Source organism: Microbacterium sp. (assembly GCF_049650565.1).
Taxonomy (GTDB): domain Bacteria; phylum Actinomycetota; class Actinomycetes; order Actinomycetales; family Microbacteriaceae; genus Microbacterium.
In genome coordinates this window covers 1-26,216 of the sequence record NZ_JBASAK010000050.1, presented here as the reverse complement: position 1 = coordinate 26,216, position 26,216 = coordinate 1, and the positions used below count along the sequence as shown (strand labels likewise).

Below are 26,216 nucleotides of genomic sequence, written 5' to 3'. Positions count from 1 at the left end.
CATCCGCCCTCCTGTCGTGAATGACGAACGGGTCAGAAGTCCCAGTCGTCGTCCTCGGTGGCCTCGGCCTTGCCGATCACGTACGAGGAGCCCGACCCCGAGAAGAAGTCGTGGTTCTCGTCGGCGTTCGGCGACAGGGCCGACAGGATGGCCGGGTTCACGTTGGTGACCGTGGCAGGGAACATCGCCTCATAGCCCAGGTTCATCAGGGCCTTGTTGGCGTTGTAGTGCAGGAACTTCTTGACGTCCTCGGTCAGTCCGACGCTGTCGTAGAGCGACTGCGTGTACTGCACCTCGTTGTCGTAGAGCTCGTACAGCAGCGAGAAGGTGTAATCCTTCAGCTCGTCGCGCTCGGCCTGCGAGATCTGCTCGAGGCCCTTCTGGTACTTGTAGCCGATGTAGTAGCCGTGCACGGCCTCATCGCGGATGATCAGGCGGATCAGGTCGGCCGTGTTCGTCAGCTTGGCGTGCGAGGAGAAGTACATCGGCAGGTAGAAGCCGGAGTAGAACAGGAACGACTCCAGCAGCGTGGAGGCCACCTTGCGCTTGAGGGGCTCGTCACCGCGGTAGTACTCCAGGACGATCTGCGCCTTCTTCTGCAGGTTCTGGTTCTCGGTCGACCAGCGGAACGCCTCGTCGATCTCCTTCGTCGACGCGAGGGTCGAGAAGATCGATGAGTAGCTCTTCGCGTGCACCGACTCCATGAACGCGATGTTGGTGTACACCGCCTCCTCGTGCGGGGTGATCGCATCGGGGATCAGCGAGACCGCGCCCACGGTGCCCTGGATCGTGTCGAGCAGGGTGAGGCCGGTGAACACGCGCATCGTGAGCAGCTGCTCATCCTCGGTGAGCGTGTTCCACGACTGCACGTCATTCGACAGCGGCACCTTCTCGGGCAGCCAGAAGTTGCCCGTCAGACGGTTCCAGACCTCGTGGTCCTTCTCATCCTCGATGCGGTTCCAGTTGATCGCGTCCACATGGCTGACCAGCTGAAGTTTGGGCGACGGTGTCATTTCGAATAGTCCTGTTCTTGAAGAATTCTGCGTTTCGTCTCGCTGCGCTCGCGGGGCGACCGAGCGTCACAGCATGCAGCTGACGCACTCCGCCATGTCGGTCCCCTCGAGGGCCATCTGGCGCAGGCGGATGTAGTAGATCGTCTTGATGCCCTTGCGCCACGCGTAGATCTGCGCCTTGTTGATGTCGCGCGTGGTGGCGGTGTCCTTGAAGAACAGCGTCAGCGACAGGCCCTGGTCGACGTGCTGCGTCGCAGCGGCGTAGGTGTCGATGACCTTCTCGTAGCCGATCTCGTACGCGTCCTGGTAGTACTCCAGGTTGTCGTTCGTCATGAACGGCGCCGGGTAGTACACGCGACCGAGCTTGCCCTCCTTGCGGATCTCGATCTTCGAGGCGATCGGGTGGATCGACGAGGTCGAGTTGTTGATGTAGGAGATGGAGCCCGTCGGCGGGACGGCCTGCAGGTTCTGGTTGTAGATGCCGTGCTCGCGGATGCTGTCGCGCAGCTCGGCCCAGTCCTGCTGAGTCGGGATGAACTTGCCGGCGAACAGCTCCTTGACCTTCTCGGTCTCGGGAGCCCAGGCGCGCTCGATGTACTTGTCGAAGAACTCGCCCGACGCGTAGGTGGAATCGGCGAAGCCGTCGAAGGTCTCGCCGCGCTCGATGGCCAGGCGGTTCGACGCGCGCAGCGCGTGGAACAGCACCGTGTAGAAGTAGATGTTCGTGAAGTCGATGCCCTCTTCGGATCCGTAGTGCACGTGCTCGCGGGCGAGGTAGCCGTGCAGGTTCATCTGGCCCAGGCCGATGGCGTGCGAGCGGTCGTTGCCGTCTTCGATCGATCGCACCGAGCTGATGTGGCTCTGCGTGCTCACCGCGGTCAGCGCGCGGATCGCGGTCTCGACCGTCTTGCCCAGGTCATCGGCATCCATCGCCAGGGCGATGTTCATCGAGCCGAGGTTGCAGGAGATGTCCTTGCCGATCTGGTCGTACGACAGGTCGGTGTTGTACGTGGTCGGCGTGTTCACCTGCAGGATCTCGCTGCACAGGTTGGACATGTTGATGCGGCCCTTGATCGGGTTGGCCTTGTTCACCGTGTCCTCGAACATGATGTACGGGTAACCCGACTCGAACTGGATCTCGGCGAGGGTCGTGAAGAACTCTCGCGCATTGATCTTGGTCTTCTTGATGCGCGCGTCGTCGACCATCTCGTAGTACTTCTCGGTGACCGAGATGTCGCCGAAGGGCACGCCGTAGACCTTCTCGACGTCGTACGGCGAGAACAGGTACATGTCCTCGCCCTTCTTGGCGAGGTCGAACGTGATGTCGGGCACGACGACGCCCAGCGACAGCGTCTTGATGCGGATCTTCTCGTCGGCGTTCTCGCGCTTGGTGTCGAGGAACCGCATGATGTCGGGGTGGTGGGCCGACAGGTAGACGGCGCCGGCGCCCTGGCGGGCCCCCAGCTGGTTGGCGTAGCTGAAGCTGTCTTCCAGCAGCTTCATCACGGGGATGATGCCGGAGGACTGGTTCTCGATCTGCTTGATCGGGGCGCCGGACTCGCGGATGTTGCTCAGCAGCAGCGCCACGCCGCCGCCGCGCTTGGACAGCTGCAGCGAGGAGTTGATGCCACGCGCGATGGACTCCATGTTGTCCTCGATGCGCAGCAGGAAGCAGCTGACGAGCTCGCCGCGCTGCGCCTTGCCGGCGTTGAGGAAGGTGGGCGTGGCCGGCTGGAAGCGGCCGGAGATGATCTCGTCGACCAGGTCCATGGCGACCTGCTCGTCGCCCTCGGCCAGGGCGAGGGCGGTCATCACGACGCGGTCCTCGAAGCGCTCCAGGTAGCGCTTGCCGTCGAAGGTCTTCAGCGTGTAGCTGGTGTAGTACTTGAACGCGCCGAGGAACGTCTCGAAGCGGAACTTCTTCGAGTAGGCGAAGTCGTTCAGGCGCTGCACGAAGTCGAACGAGTACTGGTCGATGACCGCGGCCTCGTAGTACTCCTTCTCCACCAGGTAGTCCAGGCGCTCGCGGAGCGAGTGGAAGAACACGGTGTTCTGGTTCACGTGCTGCAGGAAGTACTCCCGCGCGGCGCGCTTGTCGGCGTCGAACTGGATCTTCCCGCTCGCGTCGTACAGGTTCAGCATCGCGTTCAGGGCGTGATAGTCCAGCCCCTCGTACGCCGGATTGACCTTGAACTCCACCTGCTCGGTCACGGTCTGCTCTGCAACTGTGCTGTCCACCATCGTTCCAATCCGTCGCTGACGCGATCGACATCATCGGGTGTGCCGAATACTTCCAGCCGGTACAAGTGCGGCACGTTGCACTTGCGGCTCACGATCTCTCCGGCAAGACAGAAGGAGTCTCCGAAGTTGGTGTTCCCCGCGGAGATGACTCCGCGGATCAGGCTGCGGTTGTGCTCATCGTTGAGGAACCGGATGACCTGCTTGGGAACGGCTCCCCGCTCTTCGCCGCGCCCCTGCCCGCCCCCGTATGTGGGGGTGACGAGCACGTAGGGCTCGTCCACGACGATCGGCTCGTCGTTGCGGTGCAGGGGGATGCGGCGGGCGGGAAGACCGAGCTTCTCGATGAATCGCGCGGTGTTACCGGAGATGCTCGAGAAGTAGACCAGGAGCGGCGCGACGGTCGCTACGGCGCTCATGGCCTGTCACCTCACGCCAGACGAGCTGCGAGTTCGTCGATCTTGTCGGGGCGGAAGCCCGACCAGTGACCCTCGTCGGTGACGACGACGGGTGCCTGCATGTAGCCCAGCGCCTTGACCTGCTCGAGGGCCGACTCATCCTGGGACAGGTCGTGGACCTCGTACTCGATGCCCTTCGCATCGAGTGCCCGGTAGGTGGCATTGCACTGCACGCACGAAGGCTTCGTGTAAACCGTGATCGACATGATTTCTGGCTTCTTCCCCTCAGATATCAGGTGTTCTCCGACAGACCCCCCGCCGGGACTTCAATACTACATATGGGGACGGACATTGCGACCGACCACTAGGGATAGTAGTTACATCCGTGTAGTTTTCCACCGCTCTCCCTGGGTTAAACACAGGTTGTCCACGGATCCTTCCACAGCCCGGATGCTGTCCCGAAAGCCCGAGAAGCGCGTGTTCTCGCGGCTTCCGGAGCCGCCTCGGGAATCCATCCACAAGCGGGACGCTACGCCGTGCCACCGACACCCGATTTCCTGTGGAGAACGCGCTTCGGCGTGTCGCGGCGTGTCGCGGCATCCGCCCCTCCAGCGCACCCCTCGCACCCCTCGCACACCGGCGCATCCGACGGATAGGGTTCTCTGGTGGCGGGATATCGGGACCTTCTTCGCACGCCGGGTGTCGGGCGCATGATCGCAGCGCAACTGGTGGCGCGCTTCCCCAACGGCATGATGAGCCTGGCCATCCTCATGCACGTCGAGCAGCAGACCGGGTCCTACGGTGCGGCGGGCATCGTGCTGGCCGCAGCCTCGGTCGGACAGGCCGTCGCCGGCCCCATCACCAGCCGCTGGATGGGCGCCTGGGGCATGCGCCGGGTGCTCGCCCTCACCACCGCCGTCTGCTTCCTGGCGATCCTGGGCCTGGCGCTGCTTCCGCTGGGCATGGCCGGATACATGGCGCTGGCGCTGCTGGCGGGCCTGTCGACACCACCCGTGCAGTCGGCCGTCCGGACCATCTACCCCAAGCTCGTCAACGCCGGCCAGCTCACCCCGCTGTTCTCACTGGACGCGTCGCTGCAGGAGATCATCTGGATCGTCGCCCCCGTGCTGATCACGCTCGTCTCCACGCAGATCGGCACGGTGACGGGTCTGCTGATGGTGGCGGCCATCCTCGCCGGCGGCGGCGCGTGGTTCATCCTCTCCCCCGAGGTCGGCCGGGTGCGCATCCCGCGCAGCCGCCGCGCCTTCGGACTGGTGGTGCTCAAGCCGCCGGTGCTGCTGGCGACCGTCATCGGGTTCCTGCTGATCGGCGCGTGCGCGGCTGTCGAGGTGGGCGTGGTGGCCACCTTCGGTCACGGCGGCCTGGAGGCGGGTCTGGTGCTGGCGGTCTTCTCGGTCGGCAGCCTGGCCGGCGGCCTGGCGTTCGGGCACATCCCCATCGGGCCCTGGGCGATGGCCCGGCGCCTGCTCATCGTCACGATCGGCCTGAGCCTGACGATGTTCTTCTTGAACGCGTTCTGGATCGGCGGCACGCTGCTGGCCGCGGGCATCGGCATCGCCCCGGCGCTGGCCGTGCTGTTCGCCATCACGACGGCCAGCGTGAAGTTCAGCGAGACCGCCGAGGCGTTCGGCTGGGCGGGCACCGGACAGCTCATCGGCGCGGCGGCGGGTTCGGCCGTGGCGGGCCTGCTCATCGACAGCGGCGGGCCCAGGGGCGCGTACCTGGCGGCGGCGCTGTTCGCGCTCGCGGGCCTGATCGTCTCCGTCGTCTTCGTGCGGGCGTTCCCCGACCTGCGGCACCGCGACCCCAGCCCCTACCCCGACACCGAGACGCTCTCCATCCCGATCATCCGCCCCTGATCGCCCGCCACCCGCCACGTCGAGCGGAATAGGCTGAGCGGGTGAGCACCTTCGACGCCGCAGCCTTCCTCCCCGACGAGCTGCTGGAGCGCATCCGCGAGCGCGCCGCCACGCACGATCGGGAGAACACGTTCCCGCAGCAGGATCTGGACGAGCTGAAGGATGCCGGATACCTGTCGATTCTCGTGCCCGCCGAACTCGGCGGCGCGGGCCTCGGGCTCGAGCAGGCCGCGCTGCTGCAGCAGCGGCTGGCCACGGCCTCCCCCGCCACCGCGCTGGCGATCAACATGCACCTGGTGTGGACCGGTGTCGCGAAGGTGTTCAGCGACCGCGGCGTGCCCGGACTGGAGTTCGTGCAGCGCGGCGCCGTCGCGGGCGACGTCTTCGCGTTCGGCATCAGCGAGGGCGGCAATGACCTGGTGCTGTTCGGCAGCGATACGGATGCCGCGCCTCAGCCCGACGGCGGATACGCCTTCACCGGCACGAAGATCTTCACCTCGCTGGCGCCGGTGTGGACGAAGCTGGGCCTGCACGGCCTGGACACCACCAGCGCGGATGCCCCGAAGCTCGTGTTCGCGTTCGTCGACAGGACGGATGCCGTGGTCACCAGCGACGACTGGGACACGCTCGGCATGCGCGGCACGCAGAGCCGCACCACCCGCCTGAACGGCGCGGTGGCCTCCCCCGAGCAGGTGGTTCGCCGGATCGACCCGGGCCCCAACCCCGACCCGATCGTGTTCGGCATCTTCAGCGTGTTCGAGCTGCTGCTGGCGTCGGTCTACACCGGCATCGCCCGCCGCGGGCTGGACCTGGCCGTCGAGACGGCGAAGAAGCGACGGTCGAAGAAGAGCGGCACGACCTACAGTCAGGATCCCGACATCCGCTGGCGGGTGGCCGGGATGGGTCTGGCATACGACGCCCTGCCGCCGCAGATCGCGTGGCTGGCGCGGGATGTCGATGAGCGCGGCGACCACGGATCGCACTGGTTCACGCTGCTGTCGGGGGTGAAGCACCGCGCGGTGGTCATGGCCAAACATGTGCTGGACGAGGCGATGCTGGTGGCCGGCGGCGGATCGTACTTCTCCGCCAATGAGCTCTCTCGGCTGTACCGCGATGTGCTGGCGGGGCAGTTCCACCCCTCCGACCCGGAGTCCGCGCACGCCACCGCGGCGAGCGCCTGGCTCGGGCCGCTGGAGGACTGACCGCCGACGCTTCGACGGGCTCAGCGGCCCGGTTCATCGCGTCCCTGAGCCGAGCGAAGGGCCGTGTCCTAGCGGCGGTCGAACTCGAATGCCTTCAGCAGCTCGCCGACGGCCTGCTCGCGCTCGTCTCCGCCCTGCTCGAACATCGACGTGACGTGCGTGCGCAGGTGGTTCTCCAGCAGCAGGCGGTTCAGGGACTCCAGTGAGCGCTGCACGGCGCGGGACTGCGTGATGATGTCCATGCAGTACTCCTCGTTCTCGATCATCCGCGCGATGCCGCGCAGCTGCCCCTCGAGGATGCTGGTGCGGTGCAGGGCACGCTTCTTGATGTCTTCGATCACCCTAAGAGCGTAGCCAATGCCTCGACGAGCCCGACCATGGGTGCAGTCATCGCCCACCCGGTCCGGAGCCCCGCGCCGCCGCGAGCGCCCGATCCACTGCCCGATAAGCGTCCCCCGGTGATCGCCAGCGACAGTACGGGTCCCACCAGGACGGGCCGCGGATCTCCGGGACACCGTCGCGCATCCTGATCTGCCAGCCCGAGGTCTCAAGAGTGCGGTGGTGGTGCCAGCACAGCGCGACGCCGTTGTCGGTGTGCGTCGGCCCGCCCCGCGCCCACTCCCGCACGTGATGGATCTCGCACCAGTCACCGCGCACGTCGCAGCCCGGGATCAGGCATCCGCCGTCGCGCATCACGATCGCCTTGCGCTGGTGCGGGGTGAAGATGCGCCCGCTGGTGCTGATGCCGATGATGACTCCGGAGTCGTCGAACAGCACCCGCTGCACGCCACCCGCACAGGCGGCGTGCATGGCCACGCCCAGTGGCACGTCCCATTCCGTGCTCTGCAGGTGGGCCCTGCCGGCACCTGCCGCGAGATCTGCGGCATCCACCGACACGACCAGCGTCGGAGCAGCGCCGCCCAGTTGAGGTGCGCCCTCCGCCGCCGCCACGGATCCGACGATGGCCGCGAACGCGTCATGCCGCTTCTGTCCGGGCGTGCGCGCGTCGGCCGTGGACAGCGGCGGCGCATCCGCATCCGCGTCCGCACCGATGTCCAGCAGCCCATCTTCAGACGACGGTGCGAACTGCACGCGCGGGTTGTTGTAGGCGTCCATCAGCCGCTGCAGCATAGCCGCGACCTCGGGAAGCAGCACGCCGCGCACCGGGACCGCGCCGTCACGCAGCCTCCCGATCGCGAAGGTGCGGCTGCGCTCACCTGCGCCATCGGCAGGGCATGCACCGTCGGGATCGATCCGCAGCAGCACGTGCGCTGTCAGCCCCGCCAGCTCGGAGACCGTGGGCTGAGGTGCACGGTCGTCGTCTTCCGAGCCCGAGTCCGGGTCCGGGTCCGAGAGTTCGCGCCCCGTTGCCGCACGAGCCAGAAGAGCATCCGCCATGGCGAGATCCTCCGGCGTGATCCGTGACTGCGCCCGCCGAAGCGGAGTCACGCAGGCCAGGTATCCGGCCAGCGACATCTCTCCCGCACGAAGCGCGGCGGACAGCGCGGGGAAGTCTCCGGGCAGCCGCTCACCCGAGACCAGCGCGATGTCCTCGTGCGCTGCGTCCGCCGCTGCACTGTATCGCCGGGCCGCTGGCGCGTCGATCAGCAGGAGGCGCTGCAGGAGCTCGGACGTGCTGCGACATCCGGCGCGTGCCGTGACCCGGTTCGCCCGCTCGCGCTTCGCGTCTTCGGACTCGATGTCATCCACCACGTCGACGGTGATGCCGTCCAGCAGTCGCTGCAGCCGCCCGATGCAGCGGAGCACGTCGATCTGCCCAGCAGGGTCCAGCTGCGTGATCCCTGCAACCGACAGCTCCCCCGCGCGCACGTCGGCGAGCTGCCGAGCGATGCTCTCGAGGACCTGCGGAAGCGATGTCATGCTTCCATTCAACAGGGGGCCTCCGACATTACATCCCCAGATCAGAGCAAGTTTTCAATCTGTGGACAACTCGCGCTGAATAGCGATTGTGCAGGAGGAATCTCCGGTGATGACGCTGCTCCAGACGACCCCCGCACGACGCCGTGAAAGGATGGCGGCATGTCGCGAACACCCATGGCGCTGCTCTCCCCCGCCGACCAGGAGCGACTGCGGGGTCTGCGGCGGATGAAGGCCGTGGCGCTGGGCGCGCTGATCTTCATGGCCGTGGTGTTCGTGATCGCCTTCGCCCTGGAGCCTCGGCATCCGTGGCTGAGCTACGTGCGCGCGGCCGCCGAGGGCGGCATGGTCGGTGCGCTGGCGGACTGGTTCGCAGTGACGGCGCTGTTCCGGCATCCGCTGGGCCTGCCCATTCCGCACACCGCGATCATCCCGAACCGCAAGGACGAGATCGGGCGGTCCCTGGGCGAGTTCGTGGAGACGAATTTCCTCTCCGGCGAGATCGTACGCGACAAGCTCTCCCGCACGGCGCTCGCGCGGCGGCTGGGAGAATGGCTGGGCGACCCCGCGCACGCCGAGCGCGTGACCGCCGAGGCGTCGACCGCGGCATCCGCCGTGCTGCGCGCGCTCAGCGATGACGACGTGCAGGGTCTGATCGCCGACCTCGCCCGCGAGCACCTCATCGAGCCGGACTGGGCGCCGTCGGCCGGCGGCTGGCTGGAGCGCATCGTCGAGGCGGACGCCCATCACGGCGCCGTGGACCTGGCCGTGGACAGCATCGGCACCTGGCTCGTGAACAACGCCCACACCTTCAATGGCCTGGTCTCCCGCCGCCTGCCGGGCTGGGTGCCCCGGCTTGCACACCGGTTCGTCGACGAGACCGTGTACCACGAGGCCGTGAAGTTCGTGCAGGCTGTGCAGGCCGATCCCCGGCATCCGGCCCGCCTGGCCCTGGACGGCTACCTGACCCGCCTGGCCGATCGGCTGCAGCACGACCCGGCCATGCGCGACCGGTTCGAGGGCGCGAAGGCCGGCATGTTCGACAGCCCGCGCGTGATCGCACTGGCTGCGCAGGCCTGGGACACCGCCAAGAACGGACTGCTGAACGCTCTCGCCGACCCGCAGAGCGGGCTGCGCAGGCGCGCATCATCCGCCGTCGCCGAGATCGGCCGGCGCCTTGCCACCGAGCCGGCGCTGCAGGCGCGGGTGGACGGCTGGGTGACCGACGCGGCCGTATTCCTCGTGGACCGGTACCGTCACGACATCGCGTCGATCATCACCGACACCGTCGAGAAGTGGGATGCTGCGGAGACGACCGAGAAGATCGAGCTGATGGTGGGCCGGGATCTGCAGTACATCCGCCTGAACGGCACCGTCGTGGGCGCCCTGGCGGGGGTGGCGATCTTCGCCGTCGCGCACGCGCTGATCCCGCTGGGCTGAGCGCCGTTCTGGGCTGAGCGGCGTTCTGGGCTGAGCGGCGTTCTCAGCCGGCGAGCGCCTCGGCGATCGGGCGGTCGCCGTCGTTGAAGCGGATGGTGCGGTGGATGGTCGCGGGCTCGCGCAGCGCCTGTGCGACGACCAGGGCGACGTTGGCGCGCGAGACCTGCGCCGAGGTCGTGCCGCTCGCGTCGATGCGCCCCGTGCCCTCACCGAGCGTGAGACGGCTGGGGCCGAGCACCGTCCAGTCCAGAGTGGTGGCGCGCAGATACTCATCGGCGGCGGCTTTCGCCTCGGCGTAGGCGTGGAACGGATTGTCGGCGGGGATGCCGTGCTGGGGCGAGGAGTCGAAGTACGACACCATCACATAGCGGTTGACGTCGGCATCCCCGGCCGCGTCCATGGAGCGCACGGCAGCCTCGAAGTCGACGGCGTGCGTGCGCTGGGCCGAGCCGCCGCCCGCGCCGGCCGACCAGACCACGGCGTCGTGCCCGGCGATGACACGGGCGAATGCCTCGCGATCCTCGTGCTCGACGTCGAAGACCACCGGTTCGGCGCCGGCGGCGCGCACGTCGTCCGATTGATCGGGATTGCGGATGACCGAGGCGACCTCATCCCCGCGGTCGGTGAGCACACGTGCGAGCAGGAGCGCGACCTTGCCGTGGCCGCCGATGATCAGGATCCGAGCCATGCCTCCACGGTACCCGCGCCTGACGACCGAAGGGCAGTCCGAACGCCGGTCCACATGGCTCGTCGCGCCCCTCATCCCCTCGATTCGGGGCGGTTCGCGCCGTTTGGACGGGATTCTGCGCGGCTGCTCAGCGCGCGTTCAGGGCGGCCAGCAGCTCCAGCACGCACAGCGCGGCCAGGCGCACGGTGCGGCCGTCCTCGGCATCCGCCGTCGCGTCCACCTCGGCGAGGTCGGCGCTGACCACCCGGGGATCGGTCGCGATGCCGCGCACGAGCGCGCGCAGCTCCCACGCCGCGAAGCCGCCGGGCACGCTGGCCGGGCAGCCGGGCACGGCCGCGCGGTCGGCGGAGTCGACGTCGATGTCCAGGTGGATGCGGGATCCGGCGCCGGCGACCTCGAGCGCCTCGGCCACCACATCGTCGATCCCGCGGCGCCGCACCTCGTCGAGCGTGATCACGCGGATGCCCCACTCGGAGGCGCGCTGCGCGTACGCCGCCGAGTTCGCGAAGTCGGCGATGCCGATCTGCACGATCTTCTTCGGATCGATGCGCTCGGAGTCCGGGGCATCCTGCACGAGGCGGCGCACGGGAGAGCCGTTGGAGACACCGTCGCGCAGGTCGTAGTGCGCGTCGATGGTGATCAGTCCCCCGGCTCCCGCGCCGCGGGCCACCGGGTAGGTCAGCGAGTTGTCGCCGCCGAGGGCGATGACCAGGCGACTGGCGGCGGCGAGCTCCCGCACCCGATCCACGGCGCGCTGCACGCCCTCGTCACCGTCGGGCTCGTGCACGTCACCGGCGTCGACGACCCGCAGCACCTCGTTCAGGTCCACGGCGGGCTCGCCCATCAGCGTGGCGCTGTAGCGCTGCAGCGCCTCGCGGATGGCGCTCGGCGTGGCGTGCGCGCCGGTCTTCGAGATCGAGGTGCGCCAGGTGGGGACGCCCAGCAGCACGGCATCCGCCTTCTCCCCTGCTGCCGGGGCGGGCCATCCTCCGGCCCGCGGCCAGAGCTCATCGTGCGGAAGTACCACGTTCATCCTCTCCTGGCGTCGTGTGCGACGCCGTCCTTCCACGCGCGCTTCACCAGCGGCACGCCGGGCCGATAGGCCAGGTGCACGCGCGTCGGGGCATCCAGCAGCACCAGGTCGGCGCGCTTGCCGGGCGCGATCACGCCGATGTCGTCGCGTCGCAGCGCGGCGGCACCCCCGGCGGTGGCGGCCCAGACCGCCTCGGCCGTGGTCATGCCCATCTCCCGCACCGCCAGCGCGATGCAGAATGGCATCGACGAGGTGAAGCTGGAGCCGGGATTGGTGTCGCAGGCGATCGCGACCGTCACGCCGGCGTCGATCAGGCGCCGGGCGTCGGGGAACGGATGCCGGGTGGAGAACTCGACGCCCGGCAGCGCCGTGAGCACGGTGTCGGATGCGGCGAGCGCGGCCACATCCTCATCGGTCAGATAGGTGCCGTGATCGACGGATGCCGCGCCCAGCTCGACGGCCAGCCGCACCCCGTCGCCGGGGCCGAGCTGGCTGGCGTGCATGCGCGGCTGCAGGCCCCGGGCGATGCCCGCTTCCAGCACCCGCCGGGTCTGCGGCACCGTGAACGCGCCGGTCTCGCAGAACGCGTCGATCCACTTGGCATGCGGGGCGCAGGCATCCAGCATGTCCCCGATGACCAGGTCGACGTACTCGTCGCCGCGGTCCGCGTACTCCGCCGGCACCACATGCGCACCGAGGAAGGTGACCTCGGGGGTGACCTCGGCGGCCAGGCGCACCAGGCGCTCCTCGGTGGCGACATCCAGCCCGTAGCCGCTCTTGATCTCCACGGTGGTGGTGCCCTGTGCGAGCATCTCGTCGACGAACCCGCGCAGCCGCGCGCGCAGGTCGTCGTCGCTCGCGCCACGGGTCGCCGCGACGGTGGAGCGGATGCCGCCGGCGGCATAGGCCGAGCCGGCCATCCGCGCCTCGAACTCGGCGGCGCGATCGCCGCCGAACACGATGTGGCTGTGGCTGTCCACGAACCCGGGGATGACGGCGCACCCCTGCGCATCCACCTCGGTGAACCCGCCCGGCGCGGCGGGAGCGTCTGATGCCGCACCGACCCAGGCGATGCGGTCGCCCTTGATGAGGACGGCCGCATCGCGCAGCGTACCGCAGCGATCCGCCGGCGAGCCGACGTTGGTCGTCAGCTCCCCGATGTTCGTGATCAGCGTGGCAGTCACAGCATCGGCACCTTGAGGCCGCGCTCGCGTGCGACATCCTTGGCGTGCTCGTAGCCGGCGTCGACGTGACGCATGACGCCGGTGCCGGGGTCGTTGGTGAGGACCCGCTCCAGCTTCTGCGCAGCGATCTCCGAGCCGTCTGCGACGGTGACCTGGCCGGCGTGGATCGAGCGGCCGATGCCGACCCCGCCGCCGTGGTGCAGCGACACCCAGCTGGCGCCGGAGGCCGTGTTGAGCAGGGCGTTCAGCAGCGGCCAGTCGGCGATCGCGTCGGAGCCGTCCTTCATGGCCTCGGTCTCGCGGTAGGGCGATGCGACGGACCCGGAGTCCAGGTGGTCGCGGCCGATGACGATCGGGGCGGACAGCTCGCCGGACGCGACCATCTCGTTGAACTTCAGACCCGCCAGGTGGCGCTCCTTGTATCCCAGCCAGCAGATGCGGGCCGGCAGGCCCTCGAAGTGCACCTTGTCGGCGGCCTTCGCAAGCCACCGGTGCAGAGCCTTGTCCTCGGGGAACAGCTCGGCGATGGCGCGGTCGGTCTTGTAGATGTCCTCCGGGTCGCCGGAGAGGGCGGCCCAGCGGAACGGGCCGCGACCCGACTCGAACTGCGGGCGGATGTACGCCGGCACGAAGCCCGGGAACTCGAAGGCGCGCTCGGCCCCGCCGAGCTTGGCCTCGGCGCGCAGCGAGTTGCCGTAGTCGAACACGGCGGCGCCGGCATCCTGGAACGCCACCATGGCGTTCACGTGCGCGGCCATCGACTCGCGGGAGCGGCGGGTGAACTCCTCGGGGTCGCGCGCGGCCTCGGTCTTCCAGTCGGCGACGGAGATGCCGATCGGCAGGTACGCCAGCGGGTCGTGCGCACTGGTCTGGTCGGTGACGACGTCGATCGCGATGAGACCCGCCTGCTGGCGGCGGAACAGCTCCGGGAAGATCTCGGCGGTGTTGCCGACGACGCCGACGGAGAGGGCCTCGCCGGCCTCCTTGGCGGCCATGGCGCGGGCCACGGCGACATCGAGGTCGGCGTGGTACTCGTCGAGATAGCCGTGCTGCACGCGGCGGGCCAGACGAGACTCGTCCGCCTCGACGATGAGCACCGCGCCCTCGTTGAGGGTGACGGCCAGCGGCTGCGCGCCGCCCATGCCGCCCGCGCCGCCGGTCAGCGACAGGGTCCCCTTCAGCGATTCCTTGCCGAGCGACCGGGCGACGGCCGCGAAGGTCTCATAGGTGCCCTGCAGGATGCCCTGCGTGCCGATGTAGATCCAGGAGCCGGCGGTCATCTGGCCGTACATGATCAGCCCCAGCGACTCCAGGCGGCGGAACTCGGGCCAGTTGGCCCAGTCGCCGACCAGGTTCGAGTTGGCGATGAGCACGCGCGGCGCCCACTCGTGGGTGCGGAACACGCCGACCGGCTTGCCGGACTGCACCAGCAGTGTCTCATCGGGCTCGAGCTCGTCGAGGGTGCGCACGATGGCGTCGTACGCCTCCCAGCTGCGGGCGGCGCGGCCGGTGCCGCCATAGACGACGAGGTCCTCGGGGTGCTCGGCGACCTCGGGGTCGAGGTTGTTCATCAGCATCCGCTTGGCGGCCTCGGCGCCCCAGCTCTTGGCGGTGCGCTGGTTGCCGCGCGCGGCGCGGATCTTCCGCGACGGGTCGTGCAGGGTGGGTTCAGACATGGGAGTGCTCCTTCGCGGTGCAGAGGACGGCGCCGGAGCGGACGAGCTCCGTGACGGCCTCGATGTCGGGTGAGAGGAAGTGGTCGGGTCCGGGGCCGGCGGCCACGGTGCGGACGAGATCGCGGACGGCTCCGGTGGCGGGGCCGGCGATCAGCGGTGCGCGGAGGTCCAGCGCGCGGGCGCCGGTGAGGATCTCGATGGCCAGCACGCGGGTGAGTCCGTCGATGGCGCGGCGCAGCTTGCGGGCGGCCGACCAGCCCATCGACACGTGGTCCTCCTGCATGGCCGAGGACGGGATGGAGTCGACGGTGGCGGGGGTCGCCAGGCGCTTGAGCTCGGAGACGATGCCGGCGGCCGCGTACTGCGCGATCATCAGACCGGAGTCCACCCCCACCTCGTGCGCGAGGAACGGCGGCAGGCCGTGGTTGCGGGCCGGGTCCAGGGCGCGGTCGGTGCGACGCTCGGAGACCGAGGCCACGTCCGCGACGGAGATGGCGAGGAAGTCCAGCACCACGGCGACGGGCGCGCCGTGGAAGTTGCCGTTGGACTCGATGCGGCCATCCGAGGTGATGATGGGGTTGTCGACGACGGATGCCAGTTCGCGCTCGGCGATCATGGCGGCATGCCCCATGGTGTCGCGGGCGGCGCCGTGCACCTGCGGCGAGCAGCGCAGCGAGTAGGCGTCCTGCACGCGGCCGTCCTCGGGGCCCTTGTGGCTGGCGACCATGGGAGATGCGCCCAGGAAGGCGCGCAGGTTGGCGGCGGAGACCGCCTGACCCACCTGCGGACGCAGCGCCATCAGGTCGGCGGCGAACACGGCATCCGTGCCCAGCTGCGACTCGATGGACATGGCGGCGGCCAGGTCGGCGGTCGAGACGAGGTTCTCCAGGTCGTGCAGGGCCAGCAGCAACTGGCCCAGCATGCCGTCGGTGCCGTTGATGAGGGCCAGGCCCTCCTTCTCCAGCAGCACGAGGGGCTCGATGCCGGCGGCCGCCAGCGCGTCGGCGGCGGGCGTCTTCTCCGAGAGAGTCGCCGCTTCACCCGGTTGCTGAGCCTGTCGAAGCACGCGCACCTCGCCCTCGCCCATCGCGGCCAGCGCGATGTGGGCGAGCGGGGCCAGGTCACCCGAGCAGCCCAGCGAGCCGTACTCGCGCACGATCGGGGTGATGCCGGCGTTGAGCATGGCGGCGTAGGTGTCGACGACCAGCGGGCGCACGCCGGTGTGGCCGGAGGCCAGGGTCTGCAGGCGCAGCAGGTGCAGCGCGCGGACGACCTCGGTCTCGACCTCCGGACCGGTCCCGGCGGCGTGCGAGCGGATCAGGCTGACCTGCAGCTGACGGCGGCGCTCGGCGGCGATGAAGGTGGTGGCCAGAGCGCCGAAACCGGTGGACACGCCGTAATGCGGGTTGGGGTCGGCAGCCAGGCCGTCCACGACGGCGCGGGCGGCGGCCACGCGCCGGCGGGCGGAATCTGCGATCTCGACGGTGGCGAACTCACGCGCGACGGCGACGACGTCGGCCGGCGCGAGCGGCGCCTCACCGACGATCACGGGGGAAGAATGCTGCATGTTCTGATTCCACACCGTCCGCGGTCCTCCCGGCAGGCTCTCGTGGCAGACTGTGTCTGTGATCCCAGACGTTCGCCCCGCGGATGCCGATGATGTGCACCCCCAGGTGCCTGCAGCCGATCAGACGCTGCGCATCCTGCGGCATCTCGCCCGACGTCCTGCACCGATCGCGGCATCCGCTCTGGCGCGGGATCTCGACATTCCGCGCTCCACGGTCTACCACCTGCTGGCAACGCTCGAGCAGCACGGCTTCGTCGTGCACCTGGAGCAGGACCGCCGCTGGGGCCTCGGCACGAGCGCGTTCGAGCTGGCCGGCGGCTATGCCAGGCAGGAGCCGCTGGCGCGCCTGGGACGGCCCCTGATCGCCGCCCTCGCCGACCAGGTGGGCGAGAGCGCTCACCTGGCCGTGATGAGCGGACGCGACGTGCTGTACATCGTCGAGGAGCGTGCCGCCCGCCGCCCCGCGCTGGTCACCGACGTCGGCGTGCGCCTGCCCGCGCACCTGACCGCCACGGGCCGGGCCATGCTGGCGGCCCTCCCCCGCAGCCAGGTGCGGGCGCTGTATCCGGATGCTGCGGCCTTCACCGACCGCACGGGTGCAGGGCCGTCACGCCCGGGCGAGCTGCGGGAGGTGCTGCGCATGGTCCGCGAGACGGGGCTGGCCACCGAGGATGGCGAGGTGACGCCCGGGTTCCGCTCGATCGCGGCCGTCGTGCGCGATCACGCGGACTGGCCGACCGCGGCCGTCGCGGTCACCTGGGAGGGTGAGCCGAGGTCGGATCCGACGGACGCCGTGCTCGCCGCCGCACGGACGCTGCAACGCCGCCTGGGCTGAGATCACCCAGGAATGGCGAAGGGCGCCGTGCATGCACGGCGCCCTTCTTCTCCAACCCGGACTCGATCAGATCCGCGCGTCCTTGCGCGACTTGATGAAGGTCTCGGGTTCGCGCTTCGCGCGCTTCTCAGCTCTCTTCTCCTTGAGGGAGAGCTTGGGAGCCTTCTTCCCTCCTCGTGCCTGCGGTGTCTTTCCGGACATGAGACTCGCTTCCCCTTCGTTCGGCTGGCGGGTGGTTGATCCTTGACCATAGCCGAGACCTGCAGGAAAGCAAGTCGGGGGATGAGAAGAGCCCCGGGCTGATGCCCGGGGCTCTCGGAATGTGGACCTAAGGGGATTCGAACCCCTGACCTCCTCGATGCGAACGAGGCGCGCTACCAACTGCGCCATAGGCCCGTGAACCTCAGCTAGATTAGCACGCTCTCAGCCCGCAGCCCGACGCGCGAGCAGCTGACGCACATGCGCTTCGATCTCGGCGTCGTCGATGACGCCCATGCTCGCATAGGGCGAATCCGCGGCATCCGCCTGGGCCGCGGGAGCCTGGATCGGAGTCGGCGCGGCGGGCGCGAGCTCCTCGGCACGGCGGCGTTCCTCCTGCGCGTCGATCTGCGCGCGCGCCTGCTGGGCACGGGATCCTGCGACGGTGACCATCGACTGCGGCACGGGGCGCGGCGTCCACGACACGGCGCCCTGGTCGTGCAGCGGCGGGGACACACGAGCGGCGACGGGTTCAGCATCCGCCTTCTGCACGCGCACGACCGCATGCCGCGCGACCTGCGCCATCCGCACCAGCACGGCCACGCCGACCACGGCCAGCGCCAGGCCGGACGCCCCGAGCAGCCACTCCTCGCTCAGCACGAACTCCCAGATCCCCAGGCCCAGCATCGCCAGGCCCGCGACGAGGACGATGCCGGCCGCCAGCCGCACGCGCCTGCGAGCCCTCGCCTGCCGCAGCACCGGATCCTTCCGGGTGGCCGCCAGCTCCTGCCGCAGCTTCTCCAGCTGGGCGTTCTCCTTCTCGGCCTGCACGCGCTTGGCGAGGCGCTGCTGCTGCATGACCGTGCGGGCGGTGAGCTCCAGCCGCACCTCATCCGGCGTCTCGCTGGTCTCGGCCAGCACGCGCAGCGCCTGGTTCAGCCGCACGGCGTTGCGCTCGGCGGCGTAGTACTGATGGCGTCCGCGCCAGGTGGGCATGAAGTACAGCGCCCACAGCAGCACCGACACCAGGACGATCACGCCCCCGCTCAGCACCGGCCCACCCATGGAGACCACGCTAGGCGACGCTGTTCGCGACGCGCCGAAAGTCGTATCGCGTGTCGCGCCGAATCGAGTCAGTCCGCGGCGGGGACCGCGCCCGCGCCGGGTGGGACGCGACCGGCCAGCCAGCGCGCCAGCACGCCCTCGGGCACGTCCTCCTTGACCAGCGCGAAGGCATGGTGATCGCGCCACTCGCCGTCGATGTGGATGAACCGGCGCCGCAGGCCCTCGTAGCGGAAGCCGAGCTTCTCCACCACGCGCAGGCTGGCGTGGTTCTCGGGTCGGATGCAGATCTCCATCCGATGCAGCCCGAAGAGGTCGAACGCGGCATCCGTCGCCAGTGCGACCGACGTCGGTGTGATGCCGCGGCCCGCGAAGCGCTCGCTGACCCAGTACCCGATGGTCGCGGAGCACAGCGAGCCGCGGGCGACGCCCCAGATGTTGAGCTGGCCGGCGATCTCGCCGTCGTACTCCATCACGAACGGGTAGCCGGCGCCCTCGCGGTGCTGCTGCAGGAGGCGGCGGATGCTGACCCGCATGTCGAACGATGTCACGCCCCCGGGGATCGTCGCCTCCCACGGCCGCAACCAGGCCCGGTTCGACAGCAGCTCGCGCTGCAGGGTGCGGGCGTCGCGACCGCGGATGAGTCGCAGCCCGACGGGGCCGTGCTGAATCTGGTCGATGGATTCGAGAGGCATGTCGATGTGCAGGCTACAGGCGCCCGGCGAAGGTCTTCAGCCACGGACGCAGATCGGGGCCGAGATCGTCGCGATCGACGGCCAGCTGGACGATGGCCTTGATGTACTCCAGCCGGTCGCCGGTGTCATACCGGCGACCGCGGAAGACCACGCCGACCACCCCGGGCCCGCCGTCCTCGACGGCCAGCTCCGCCAGGGCGTCGGTCAGCTGGATCTCGCCGCCCTTGCCGGGCCGGGTGTGCTCGAGCACCTCGAAGATGCTGGCAGGCAGGACGTACCGGCCGATCACAGCCAGGTTCGAGGGGGCGTCCTCGGGTGCGGGCTTCTCGACGAGGCCGGTGACCCGCATGACGCCGTCGGCATCTGCCCCGTCGACGGCGGCGACGCCGTACGCCTGGATGTACGCGGGGTCGACCTCCATGAGCGCGATCACGGCGGCGCCGGTGCGCTCGTGCGCGGCGATCATGGCGGGCAGCAGCGGATCGCGCTCGTCGATCAGGTCATCGCCCAGCAGCACCGCGAACGAGTTGTCCCCCACATGCGACCGGGCACGGAGCACCGCATGGCCGAGTCCCCTGGGCTCCCCCTGCCGGACGAAGTGGATGTCGGCGAGATCACTGGACTCCACGACCTGCCTGAGACGGTCCTGGTCGCCCTTCTCGGCGAGGCGCACCTCGAGCTCGGGAACGGAGTCGAAGTGGTTCGAGATGGCGTTCTTGTTGCGCCCGATGATGACGAGGATGTCGTCGATGCCGGCCTCGACGGCTTCCTCTACGACGTACTGGATGGCCGGTTTGTCGACCACGGGGAGCATCTCCTTCGGCATGGCCTTCGTCGCCGGAAGGAACCGGGTGCCCAGACCCGCGGCGGGGATGACCGCCTTGATGGTGCTCATCCGGTCAGCATACCGGCGGCATCCCCCCTCACCGCAGGTCACGTCCGGTTGGATGCCGAGGACCTCGCCGTATGATCGAGGGATGCCGGGCGATGAGAAGCAGCAGAAGCGCGCGCTGCGCGCGGAGCTGCGCGAGAGACGACAGCTCCTCACCGAGGCCCAGCGCGAGGCCGCGGGGATCGGCATCGCCGAGCAGTTGGACGCGCTGATCAGCGCGCACGACGCGCGATCGGTCTCCTGCTTCCTCTCCACTCGCACCGAGCCCGACACGCGCCGTTTCGTGCACGAGGCCGTCGCCCGCGGCATCCGCGTGCTGCTGCCGATCACCCGCGCCGACGGCCTGCTGGACTGGGCGGTCGCCGACGGCACCGACGAGGTCGCCGAGGGCATGTACGGACTTCCGGAGCCGACCGGCGAGGTGCTGGGGCCGATCGCGGTGAACGACGTGGACCTGATGATCATCCCGGCGGCGGCCATCGATCGCACCGGCACCCGCCTGGGCTGGGGCCGCGGCTACTTCGACAAGACCATCGGCTCCATGCTCAAATGCCCTCCGGTGTATGCGGTGATCTATGATTCCGAGGTACTCGATGCGCTGCCGCGCGAGGTCCACGACCAGCCGGTGAACGGCATCGTCACCCCGACGCAGACCATCGCGATCTCTCCCGCACGCAACTGAACAGGAATCCCGGATGCCCACCTACTCTTACGCCTGCACGGCCTGCGACCACCGCTTCGACGCCGTGCAGAGCTTCTCGGAGGACTCGCTCACGATCTGCCCGGAGTGCGGCGGGGCACTGCGCAAGCAGTACGGCAGCGTGGGCGTGACCTTCCACGGCTCGGGCTTCTATCGCACCGACTCGCGCGGAAATACTGGTAAGAGCACGCCGAGTTCGGCATCATCGAAGGCGGAGTCCTCGACGTCCGCCAGCCCGGCGCCCGCGGCGACTCCAGCCTCGAACTGAGGCCGAAAACCACTCCAGGGGGAGCCCATGTTCAAGGGATTCAAGGAATTCATCGCCCAGGGCAATGTCATCGATCTGGCCGTCGCAGTCGTCATCGGCGGCGCTTTCACCGCCATCGTGAACGCCGTCGTGTCGAGCATCATCAACCCGATCGTCTCGCTGTTCTTCGAGGCCGACAAGGCCGGCAAGTTCGGGCCCACGATCCACGGCATCTACAGCCAGGCGGTCACCTTCCCGCTCGGCGACCTGATCTCCGCCATCATCAGCTTCCTGGCCGTCGCGCTGGTCGTCTACTTCGTGTTCGTCCTGCCGATGAACAAGTGGAAGGAGCACCAGGCCGCGAAGAACCCGGCCGTCGAGGAGGAGACCCTGCCCAGCGAGCAGGAGCTGCTCATCGAGATCCGCGACGCACTGCGCAAGGATGCCGCAAGCTGACCCCGGTCGGCGCATGATCGAGCGCCTCGTCCCCTCGGGGACGGGGCGCTCCTTTCGTATGCGGATGACGACCCTTCGACCGGCTCAGGGACCCCACCGCACCGGGTCGCCGAGCCCACCGCCTGGGTCGCTGAGCCCACCGCCTGGGTCGCTGAGCCTGTCGAAGCGTCGAGACTCAGTAGTGCGGTGGTACTTCCCGCAGCATCTGCGCATCATTGGGGCCGTGCTTGCCGTCGACGCCGGCATGGCGCTCCTCGCGCACGTGCGGCTCGGCGTGAGTGCCCTCCACCGGCGTCAGCTGCGCGCGCCGCGAGCCCGGCACGCGCACGATGTGCTGCCGCTCCTCACTCATCGACGTCGAGCGGCTGGGTGTCGTCGTTCGCCCGCACCGCGTCCTCCTCGATGCCGAGGACCGTGGCGATGCGCCGAGCGACTGTCGCAGGGTCGCTGTAGAGGTCGAAGGCGTGAACTCGCACGTAGTGCCAGCCCAGGCGCCGCAGCACCTGCGGCCGCAGTCGCAGGCTCTCGCGCAGCGACTCGTCGTGGGTCTCCGGATCGGACTCGATCACGACCGCGCGCCCGCCGTGCTGCGCCACCAGCGGCAGCAGTCCGCGGTAGTCGACGTCCACCGAGGCGCCCAGGCGCCGCAGCTCGCGCGCGAGCGCCAGAGTGAGCGGGTCGGCCAGATCCTCCAGGCGGGCGTCGCGCCCGCGGGCGGCCAGATTGCCGAGGATGGACATCAGCGTGGATGCGCCGTGCTCCAGGCGGCCCTCGTCGAACGCGGAGGGACGGATGCAGGAGACGATGACCATCGACCGGCGGGCCCGGGTCATCCCGACGGTCAGCAGCCGCTCGCCGTCCTCCTGGGACAGGTCCCCGAAGTCGCTGAGCACGCGGCCGTGCCTGGTCAGTCCGAAGCCGAGGGAGAAGATCACGCGGTCGCGGCTCTCCGCGACCGACTCCTCGAGCGTCAGCACGGCGAACGGCTCGGCGGTGTCGCGGCCGACGAAGTCGGCGACATCCGATCGTCCGGCGAACGACCTGGCCACGGCGGCTCTCACGCGCTCGGCATGCCGCCTCGACGCGGTGACCACCATGAGCGACTCCGCGGGACGGTTGATGGCGTGCTCGACCACCAGGGTCACGACGCGCGCGACCTCGGCATCCGGGCTCTCCACCGCCCCGCTCTCCGGGTCGGGATTGCCCACGCCGCCCTCGACGTAGTCGACGGTGAGGCTGCCACGGCCCAGGTACGAGCCCGCCCAGGGAAGCGACACGATCTCGCCGCCGTAGAACGCGTCGTTGATGAGCTCGGCGAGGTCCTCGCCGCCGGCGCGATAGCTGCGGGTGAGCGTCATGACGGGGAACAGCTCGGCCAGCCGCTCGAACACCGAGACGTCGTCGAACGGCACCTCGGGCTCCCAGGTCGGGTCCGGCAGCGTCGCCGCCGTGAACGGCGTGGGGCGCTGCGTGACCGGGTCGCCGAAGGCGACGATCTGGCGGGCACGGCGGATGGCCGGCGTCGCCTCGGTGAGGTTCACGGCACCGGCATCCACCAGCAGCACAGCGTCGAACTCGACGGAGTCGGGGATCTCGGGCACCTCGTAGGGTGAGGCGATCCAGACCGGGGCGAGCACGCGCACCAGGTCGGGCGCGGCGGTGACGATCTCGGCCGTCGTGGCCTCGCCGCCCTTCAGCGCGCGGCGCAGATTCTTCGCCTGATCGGGCTCGTCGACGATGGCGATGCGCCACTGGCTGGCCAGATTCCAGGCCAGCAGCGGACCCGCCATGGCGGTGTGCGCCTCATCGACCAGGCGGAAGTCGCGCTCGAGCCTGTCGACCACGGAGGTGTTGGCGCCCAGCAGTGAGCGGTCGTCCTGCAGCGCCCGCTCCAGCAGCGACTGCCACCAGGCGAACTCCAGCTCATCGGCCACGCGCTCCTCGGGCACGTGCCGCACCGAGAGGTCGGCCAGCAGCGGACGCAGGCCCAGACCGGACAGCTCGTCGCGGATCTCGGTGCGCTCGACGAGGTTGTCGAACACGGCGCTGCGCGTGGCGAGGCCCGAGAGAGTGCGCACGAGCCGCGCCACGGGGAGCGCCGCCAGCGGCTCCTTGCGGCCCAGCGCAGCATCCAGCTCACTCAACTCGGCCGACACCCGCTGCCACGCGACATGCACGTCGGACAACCCGAGCGGCACCTGCGGGGCGACGCCGGCGTCGACGTAGCGCTGCCACTGCGAGCGCTGCTGCTGGATGCGCAGCAGCCACTCGTGCATCTCCGCGACCTGCGCGCCGGGTCGGACGTACTCGCGGGCCAGTCGCTTGAGGCGGCGGCGATTGGCGGAGGACATCCCCGGCGCATCGCGGCGTGAGCCGTGCGCCTGGATGAGCTCGCCCAGCGGGCGCTCGAAGACGGTCGGGCTGAAGCGGTCCAGCGAATCGCGGATGCCCTTCAGCAGCTGCAGGTACTCCCCCAGCTCGGTGATCGTGGTGAACGGGCGCATGCTGGTCTGTGCGATCAGCTCGTAGCCGCGCTCCAGCAGCGAGGGGACGCCCGTGGCGTGCAGCTCCCCCGCCAGCCTGTGCGCCTGCTGCGCGGCCTCGGTGCTCTCGAAGCTGACGCCGTACCACGGCGAGTCGTCGGGGCCGAAGCGGAACTCGCCGAGGCGCGCGGCCCTGGTGAGCGCCCTGGCCGCCTGGGACCGATCGCCGGCCAGCCGCTCCAGCGTCTTCATGTCCAGCCGGGCGCCGGTGGACGGCGGCACGGGCAGCAGCGCCAGACGGGTGAGCCTGCGCGTGGCATCCAGCACCGAGGCGCCCGTGCTGCCGATCTTCCCGGTCAGTGCCCCGCGGTAGTCGCGCAGCACGGTGCGCAGACGCACGAGCGCCTCATCGACCTCTGTGGCGCGGGGCTGGGTGGCCTTCTCACTGCGGGAGATGGCGCGGATCAGATCGTGGCGCACTGCCGACGGCGAGACGGCCAGGCCGTCCAGGCCGATGCCGGCAAGCCGATGCCGGACGCCGTCGAGCGTGGAGCGGCGGGTCGAGACCACCAGCACCCGCCTGCCCGCGCGCACGAACGCGCCCAGTGCGTTGATGACGGTCTGGGTGCCTCCGGTGCCGGGCAGAGTGGAGACCACCAGGGAGTGTCCGGCTGCGATGCGCGCCAGAACGTCCTCCTGCTCGGCATCCGCATCCAGCAGCAGCGTCTCGGCTGCCGGCGCCCGGTCGTCCGGTCCGTGCACCTCCGGCAGCTCCCGTCGGGCGGACACGCGCTCGCGGTCGTCGGCGTGCCCGCCCAGCGCGTTCAGCACCGGGTGGTCGAGGTTCACCATGTCGCGGACCATGGCGCCTGCCACGTCGGCGAAGGTGGAGACCACCAGCCTCGGATGCACGGCGAAGGTGTCGATGGAGTGCGTCAGCGCGCGGAGCTGGTCGATGACCGGCTGCGGCTTGAAGATCCCGCCGTCGTAGGCGAGGGATGCCAGGCCCGCGGGATCCAGGGTGAGGCCGAAGTGGTCGCGCGCAGCGCGCACCAGGGCGGGGTTGACCTCGAAGGCGCCCTGCAGCTTGAGCTCGAAGTCGGCGTGGTGACGGCGGATCCCCAGCGGCCGCAGCAGCACCGGGGCGGAGAACTCCACACCGCCGACCTTCCAGCGCGCGAGCCCCACGGCCAGGCGCACCGCGTCGATGCCGCGCACCGTGCGCAGTTCGGTGCTGCGTGCGGTGATGCGCTCGGCGGCCATCCGCGCGGTGCGCAGACCGACTTCGTCTCGGAACAGATTGGAGAGCAGCGTGGAGCGGCCCGTGATGAACTGGGGCAGGCTGCCGGGATGCGCCTTGGAGATGTCGATGCCGGACTCGGGCGCATCGACGAAGGCGAGCAGCGGCGACGCACCGCCGAGGTCGGCGGCCTCTGCGCGCAGGGTGGTGCGCTGCGCCTCCGCCGCGTGGGCGATGTCCACTCCCGTGGATGAGTCGCCGAGCTCGCCGAGGTTCATCGCGGTGTCCTCTCCCGCATCCTCGGCGCCCTTCGCCTCACGTCGCCACACACCCAAAGCCTAAGCGGAGCAGGGGCTGAGGTCCGGTATCCCGGGCCGATTCACGCGGATTGCCGCCGATCGCGCTCGCATTCGATACTCCTGCACACGCCGGGTTTCCTCCCGACTTGTCCACAGTCGCCGGGTTCTGGCACCTGCGGGGTCGGCCCCGCGCAGGATGATGGTGTCATGAGCTTCCGATACGACTTCGTTCCCACGCCGTTCGGCGATGCGCTTGCGGTGTTCTCGGATGCCGGGATCGTCAGCTTCGATCTGTCCGAGGCCGACGATCCCAGCGTCCCGTGGCTGCTGGAGAACGTCAGTCGCAGGCTCGGCGCGGTCCCCGAGGACGCGCCGGGCTCCGGAGACGAGCTCGCGCACCTGCTGGACGCGTACTTCGAGGGCGAGCCGATCCGGTTCGACGAGCAGGTGCGGTTCGACTGGCGGCTGATCGACGGCTTCCCGCGCGTTGCGCTGCAGACGGTGTGCACGGTGCCGTGGGCCGAGACGATGAGCTATGGCGAGGTGGCCGTCCTGGCCGGGCATCCTGGTGCCGCGCGTGCGGTGGGCACGGCATGCCGGCTCACGCCGTTCTCGGTGATCGTGCCCGTGCACCGAGTGATCCGCGCCGACGGATCGATGGGCCACTACGGCGCGCACCCTGAGCGCAAGCGCTATCTGCTCGACCTCGAGCGCGACGCCGCCGCTGAGCGCTGAGCGCTGAGCGCCGGCACCAGGCGGAGCCCGGCGTGTAGGCCGCCGGGCTCCGCATCTGGGAGTGCTCGGACCGCACTGGGGATGACGAACCGAGTCTTGGGGACGCCCGCGTCGCGCTGGGGAGCAGACGCGGGCAGGCGATCAGGGGCCGGCCGCTCGGGCCGTGCTGTGCACGAG

At 69.6% G+C, this 26,216-nt stretch carries 25 protein-coding genes and 1 tRNA gene; 8 read left to right on the top strand and 18 right to left on the bottom strand.

Annotated features, from left to right (window positions below; translation table 11 throughout):
* Window positions 1-32 precede the first annotated feature (32 nt).
* The 4 genes from nrdF to nrdH all read right to left on the bottom strand — a co-directional run bounded on the left by nrdF (window position 33) and on the right by nrdH (window position 3,915).
* Window positions 33-1,013: a class 1b ribonucleoside-diphosphate reductase subunit beta gene (gene nrdF / locus WA967_RS09290; RefSeq protein ID WP_298865465.1), complete on the bottom strand. Its 981-nt coding sequence runs from the start codon at window positions 1,011-1,013 to the stop codon at window positions 33-35.
* Between the two features lie 66 nt (window positions 1,014-1,079).
* Complete coding sequence (gene nrdE / locus WA967_RS09285) at window positions 1,080-3,254, bottom strand: class 1b ribonucleoside-diphosphate reductase subunit alpha (RefSeq protein WP_424421565.1); 2,175 nt, start codon at window positions 3,252-3,254, stop codon at window positions 1,080-1,082.
* Window positions 3,221-3,670: a class Ib ribonucleoside-diphosphate reductase assembly flavoprotein NrdI gene (gene nrdI / locus WA967_RS09280; protein ID WP_424421562.1), complete on the bottom strand. Its 450-nt coding sequence runs from the start codon at window positions 3,668-3,670 to the stop codon at window positions 3,221-3,223. Before nrdI ends, nrdE begins: the two co-directional genes overlap by 34 nt.
* Window positions 3,671-3,681: 11 nt before the next feature.
* A complete protein-coding gene (gene nrdH / locus WA967_RS09275; RefSeq protein ID WP_298865472.1) occupies window positions 3,682-3,915 on the bottom strand; it encodes a glutaredoxin-like protein NrdH in 234 nt (77 codons plus the stop codon).
* A 399-nt stretch (window positions 3,916-4,314) separates the two neighbouring features.
* On the opposite strand from nrdH, the gene WA967_RS09270 reads away from it, so the two are divergent.
* Both WA967_RS09270 and WA967_RS09265 read left to right on the top strand, forming a co-directional pair.
* Window positions 4,315-5,529 (top strand): MFS transporter, encoded by a 1,215-nt coding sequence (locus tag WA967_RS09270; protein ID WP_424421559.1) that lies wholly within the window; start codon window positions 4,315-4,317, stop codon window positions 5,527-5,529.
* A gap of 41 nt (window positions 5,530-5,570) precedes the next feature.
* Window positions 5,571-6,731 (top strand): acyl-CoA dehydrogenase family protein, encoded by a 1,161-nt coding sequence (locus tag WA967_RS09265; RefSeq protein WP_424421557.1) that lies wholly within the window; start codon window positions 5,571-5,573, stop codon window positions 6,729-6,731.
* A 68-nt stretch (window positions 6,732-6,799) separates the two neighbouring features.
* Here the strand turns inward: WA967_RS09265 and WA967_RS09260 are convergent, their stop codons facing one another.
* Together WA967_RS09260 and WA967_RS09255 are read right to left on the bottom strand one after the other, a co-directional pair.
* Window positions 6,800-7,072 (bottom strand): metal-sensitive transcriptional regulator, encoded by a 273-nt coding sequence (locus WA967_RS09260; protein WP_424421554.1) that lies wholly within the window; start codon window positions 7,070-7,072, stop codon window positions 6,800-6,802.
* Between the two features lie 46 nt (window positions 7,073-7,118).
* On the bottom strand, window positions 7,119-8,612 hold the full coding sequence (locus tag WA967_RS09255) for a DUF222 domain-containing protein (RefSeq protein ID WP_424421551.1): 1,494 nt from the start codon (window positions 8,610-8,612) through the stop codon (window positions 7,119-7,121).
* A 159-nt stretch (window positions 8,613-8,771) separates the two neighbouring features.
* On the opposite strand from WA967_RS09255, the gene WA967_RS09250 reads away from it, so the two are divergent.
* On the top strand, window positions 8,772-10,049 hold the full coding sequence (locus WA967_RS09250) for a DUF445 domain-containing protein (protein WP_424421549.1): 1,278 nt from the start codon (window positions 8,772-8,774) through the stop codon (window positions 10,047-10,049).
* A 43-nt stretch (window positions 10,050-10,092) separates the two neighbouring features.
* On the opposite strand, the gene WA967_RS09245 is transcribed toward WA967_RS09250, so the two are convergent.
* The 5 genes from WA967_RS09245 to hutH all read right to left on the bottom strand — a co-directional run bounded on the left by WA967_RS09245 (window position 10,093) and on the right by hutH (window position 16,197).
* Window positions 10,093-10,737 carry an NAD(P)H-binding protein gene (locus WA967_RS09245; protein WP_424421547.1) on the bottom strand — a complete coding sequence of 215 codons (645 nt, stop codon included), beginning with the start codon at window positions 10,735-10,737 and terminating at the stop codon, window positions 10,093-10,095.
* 127 nt (window positions 10,738-10,864) lie between these two features.
* Window positions 10,865-11,770, bottom strand: a complete 906-nt coding sequence (locus WA967_RS09240) for an agmatinase family protein (protein WP_424421544.1) — start codon at window positions 11,768-11,770, stop codon at window positions 10,865-10,867.
* Complete coding sequence (gene hutI / locus WA967_RS09235) at window positions 11,767-12,954, bottom strand: imidazolonepropionase (protein WP_424421542.1); 1,188 nt, start codon at window positions 12,952-12,954, stop codon at window positions 11,767-11,769. The genes WA967_RS09240 and hutI overlap by 4 nt, the downstream gene beginning before the upstream one ends.
* Window positions 12,951-14,630 carry a urocanate hydratase gene (gene hutU, locus WA967_RS09230; RefSeq protein WP_424421540.1) on the bottom strand — a complete coding sequence of 560 codons (1,680 nt, stop codon included), beginning with the start codon at window positions 14,628-14,630 and terminating at the stop codon, window positions 12,951-12,953. Before hutU ends, hutI begins: the two co-directional genes overlap by 4 nt.
* Entirely contained in the window at window positions 14,623-16,197 is a 1,575-nt protein-coding gene (gene hutH / locus WA967_RS09225; RefSeq protein ID WP_424421538.1) for a histidine ammonia-lyase, read from the bottom strand. The genes hutU and hutH overlap by 8 nt, the downstream gene beginning before the upstream one ends.
* Window positions 16,198-16,255: 58 nt before the next feature.
* On the opposite strand from hutH, the gene WA967_RS09220 reads away from it, so the two are divergent.
* The gene (locus tag WA967_RS09220; RefSeq protein WP_424421536.1) at window positions 16,256-17,032 is read left to right on the top strand and encodes an IclR family transcriptional regulator; all 777 of its coding nucleotides are present in this window, start codon (window positions 16,256-16,258) and stop codon (window positions 17,030-17,032) included.
* A gap of 66 nt (window positions 17,033-17,098) precedes the next feature.
* Here the strand turns inward: WA967_RS09220 and WA967_RS09215 are convergent, their stop codons facing one another.
* The 5 genes from WA967_RS09215 to galU all read right to left on the bottom strand — a co-directional run bounded on the left by WA967_RS09215 (window position 17,099) and on the right by galU (window position 19,882).
* Window positions 17,099-17,233 carry a hypothetical protein gene (locus WA967_RS09215; RefSeq protein WP_298865497.1) on the bottom strand — a complete coding sequence of 45 codons (135 nt, stop codon included), beginning with the start codon at window positions 17,231-17,233 and terminating at the stop codon, window positions 17,099-17,101.
* A gap of 122 nt (window positions 17,234-17,355) precedes the next feature.
* A tRNA-Ala gene (locus WA967_RS09210) sits at window positions 17,356-17,428 on the bottom strand.
* 27 nt (window positions 17,429-17,455) lie between these two features.
* Window positions 17,456-18,295, bottom strand: coding sequence for a hypothetical protein (locus WA967_RS09205; RefSeq protein ID WP_424421533.1), 840 nt, complete (start codon window positions 18,293-18,295; stop codon window positions 17,456-17,458).
* Window positions 18,296-18,363: 68 nt separating this feature from the next.
* The gene (locus WA967_RS09200; RefSeq protein WP_424421531.1) at window positions 18,364-18,987 is read right to left on the bottom strand and encodes a GNAT family N-acetyltransferase; all 624 of its coding nucleotides are present in this window, start codon (window positions 18,985-18,987) and stop codon (window positions 18,364-18,366) included.
* 13 nt (window positions 18,988-19,000) lie between these two features.
* Window positions 19,001-19,882: a UTP--glucose-1-phosphate uridylyltransferase GalU gene (galU, locus tag WA967_RS09195; RefSeq protein ID WP_424421529.1), complete on the bottom strand. Its 882-nt coding sequence runs from the start codon at window positions 19,880-19,882 to the stop codon at window positions 19,001-19,003.
* Window positions 19,883-19,964: 82 nt separating this feature from the next.
* Here galU and WA967_RS09190 point away from each other — a divergent pair, with 82 nt between their 5' ends.
* From WA967_RS09190 to mscL, 3 genes are read left to right on the top strand one after another with little or no spacing between them, the layout of a single operon-like run.
* The gene (locus tag WA967_RS09190) at window positions 19,965-20,561 is read left to right on the top strand and encodes a 5-formyltetrahydrofolate cyclo-ligase (RefSeq protein WP_424421527.1); all 597 of its coding nucleotides are present in this window, start codon (window positions 19,965-19,967) and stop codon (window positions 20,559-20,561) included.
* A 13-nt stretch (window positions 20,562-20,574) separates the two neighbouring features.
* Window positions 20,575-20,847 (top strand): FmdB family zinc ribbon protein, encoded by a 273-nt coding sequence (locus WA967_RS09185; RefSeq protein ID WP_424421525.1) that lies wholly within the window; start codon window positions 20,575-20,577, stop codon window positions 20,845-20,847.
* A 27-nt stretch (window positions 20,848-20,874) separates the two neighbouring features.
* A complete protein-coding gene (gene mscL / locus WA967_RS09180; RefSeq protein WP_424421522.1) occupies window positions 20,875-21,282 on the top strand; it encodes a large conductance mechanosensitive channel protein MscL in 408 nt (135 codons plus the stop codon).
* A gap of 175 nt (window positions 21,283-21,457) precedes the next feature.
* Here the strand turns inward: mscL and WA967_RS09175 are convergent, their stop codons facing one another.
* Complete coding sequence (locus WA967_RS09175) at window positions 21,458-21,634, bottom strand: hypothetical protein (protein ID WP_424421520.1); 177 nt, start codon at window positions 21,632-21,634, stop codon at window positions 21,458-21,460.
* A complete protein-coding gene (locus WA967_RS09170; RefSeq protein ID WP_424421601.1) occupies window positions 21,627-25,283 on the bottom strand; it encodes an AAA family ATPase in 3,657 nt (1,218 codons plus the stop codon). Before WA967_RS09170 ends, WA967_RS09175 begins: the two co-directional genes overlap by 8 nt.
* A gap of 228 nt (window positions 25,284-25,511) precedes the next feature.
* Here WA967_RS09170 and WA967_RS09165 point away from each other — a divergent pair, with 228 nt between their 5' ends.
* Entirely contained in the window at window positions 25,512-26,039 is a 528-nt protein-coding gene (locus WA967_RS09165; RefSeq protein WP_424421518.1) for a methylated-DNA--[protein]-cysteine S-methyltransferase, read from the top strand.
* Window positions 26,040-26,216: the final 177 nt, after the last annotated feature.

Coding starts and splice junctions, on each gene's coding strand:
- hutU (WP_424421540.1), bottom strand. CDS start 14,630: ATGTCTGAACCCACCCTGCACGACCCGTCGCGGAAGATCCGCGCCGCG.
- WA967_RS09215 (WP_298865497.1), bottom strand. CDS start 17,233: ATGTCCGGAAAGACACCGCAGGCACGAGGAGGGAAGAAGGCTCCCAAG.
- mscL (WP_424421522.1), top strand. CDS start 20,875: ATGTTCAAGGGATTCAAGGAATTCATCGCCCAGGGCAATGTCATCGAT.
- WA967_RS09205 (WP_424421533.1), bottom strand. CDS start 18,295: ATGGGTGGGCCGGTGCTGAGCGGGGGCGTGATCGTCCTGGTGTCGGTG.
- nrdE (WP_424421565.1), bottom strand. CDS start 3,254: ATGGTGGACAGCACAGTTGCAGAGCAGACCGTGACCGAGCAGGTGGAG.
- hutH (WP_424421538.1), bottom strand. CDS start 16,197: ATGCAGCATTCTTCCCCCGTGATCGTCGGTGAGGCGCCGCTCGCGCCG.
- nrdF (WP_298865465.1), bottom strand. CDS start 1,013: ATGACACCGTCGCCCAAACTTCAGCTGGTCAGCCATGTGGACGCGATC.
- nrdI (WP_424421562.1), bottom strand. CDS start 3,670: ATGAGCGCCGTAGCGACCGTCGCGCCGCTCCTGGTCTACTTCTCGAGC.
- WA967_RS09165 (WP_424421518.1), top strand. CDS start 25,512: ATGAGCTTCCGATACGACTTCGTTCCCACGCCGTTCGGCGATGCGCTT.
- WA967_RS09240 (WP_424421544.1), bottom strand. CDS start 11,770: ATGAACGTGGTACTTCCGCACGATGAGCTCTGGCCGCGGGCCGGAGGA.
- WA967_RS09170 (WP_424421601.1), bottom strand. CDS start 25,283: ATGAACCTCGGCGAGCTCGGCGACTCATCCACGGGAGTGGACATCGCC.
- WA967_RS09185 (WP_424421525.1), top strand. CDS start 20,575: ATGCCCACCTACTCTTACGCCTGCACGGCCTGCGACCACCGCTTCGAC.
- WA967_RS09245 (WP_424421547.1), bottom strand. CDS start 10,737: ATGGCTCGGATCCTGATCATCGGCGGCCACGGCAAGGTCGCGCTCCTG.
- WA967_RS09255 (WP_424421551.1), bottom strand. CDS start 8,612: ATGACATCGCTTCCGCAGGTCCTCGAGAGCATCGCTCGGCAGCTCGCC.
- WA967_RS09190 (WP_424421527.1), top strand. CDS start 19,965: ATGCCGGGCGATGAGAAGCAGCAGAAGCGCGCGCTGCGCGCGGAGCTG.
- galU (WP_424421529.1), bottom strand. CDS start 19,882: ATGAGCACCATCAAGGCGGTCATCCCCGCCGCGGGTCTGGGCACCCGG.
- WA967_RS09250 (WP_424421549.1), top strand. CDS start 8,772: ATGTCGCGAACACCCATGGCGCTGCTCTCCCCCGCCGACCAGGAGCGA.
- WA967_RS09200 (WP_424421531.1), bottom strand. CDS start 18,987: ATGCCTCTCGAATCCATCGACCAGATTCAGCACGGCCCCGTCGGGCTG.
- WA967_RS09175 (WP_424421520.1), bottom strand. CDS start 21,634: ATGAGTGAGGAGCGGCAGCACATCGTGCGCGTGCCGGGCTCGCGGCGC.
- nrdH (WP_298865472.1), bottom strand. CDS start 3,915: ATGTCGATCACGGTTTACACGAAGCCTTCGTGCGTGCAGTGCAATGCC.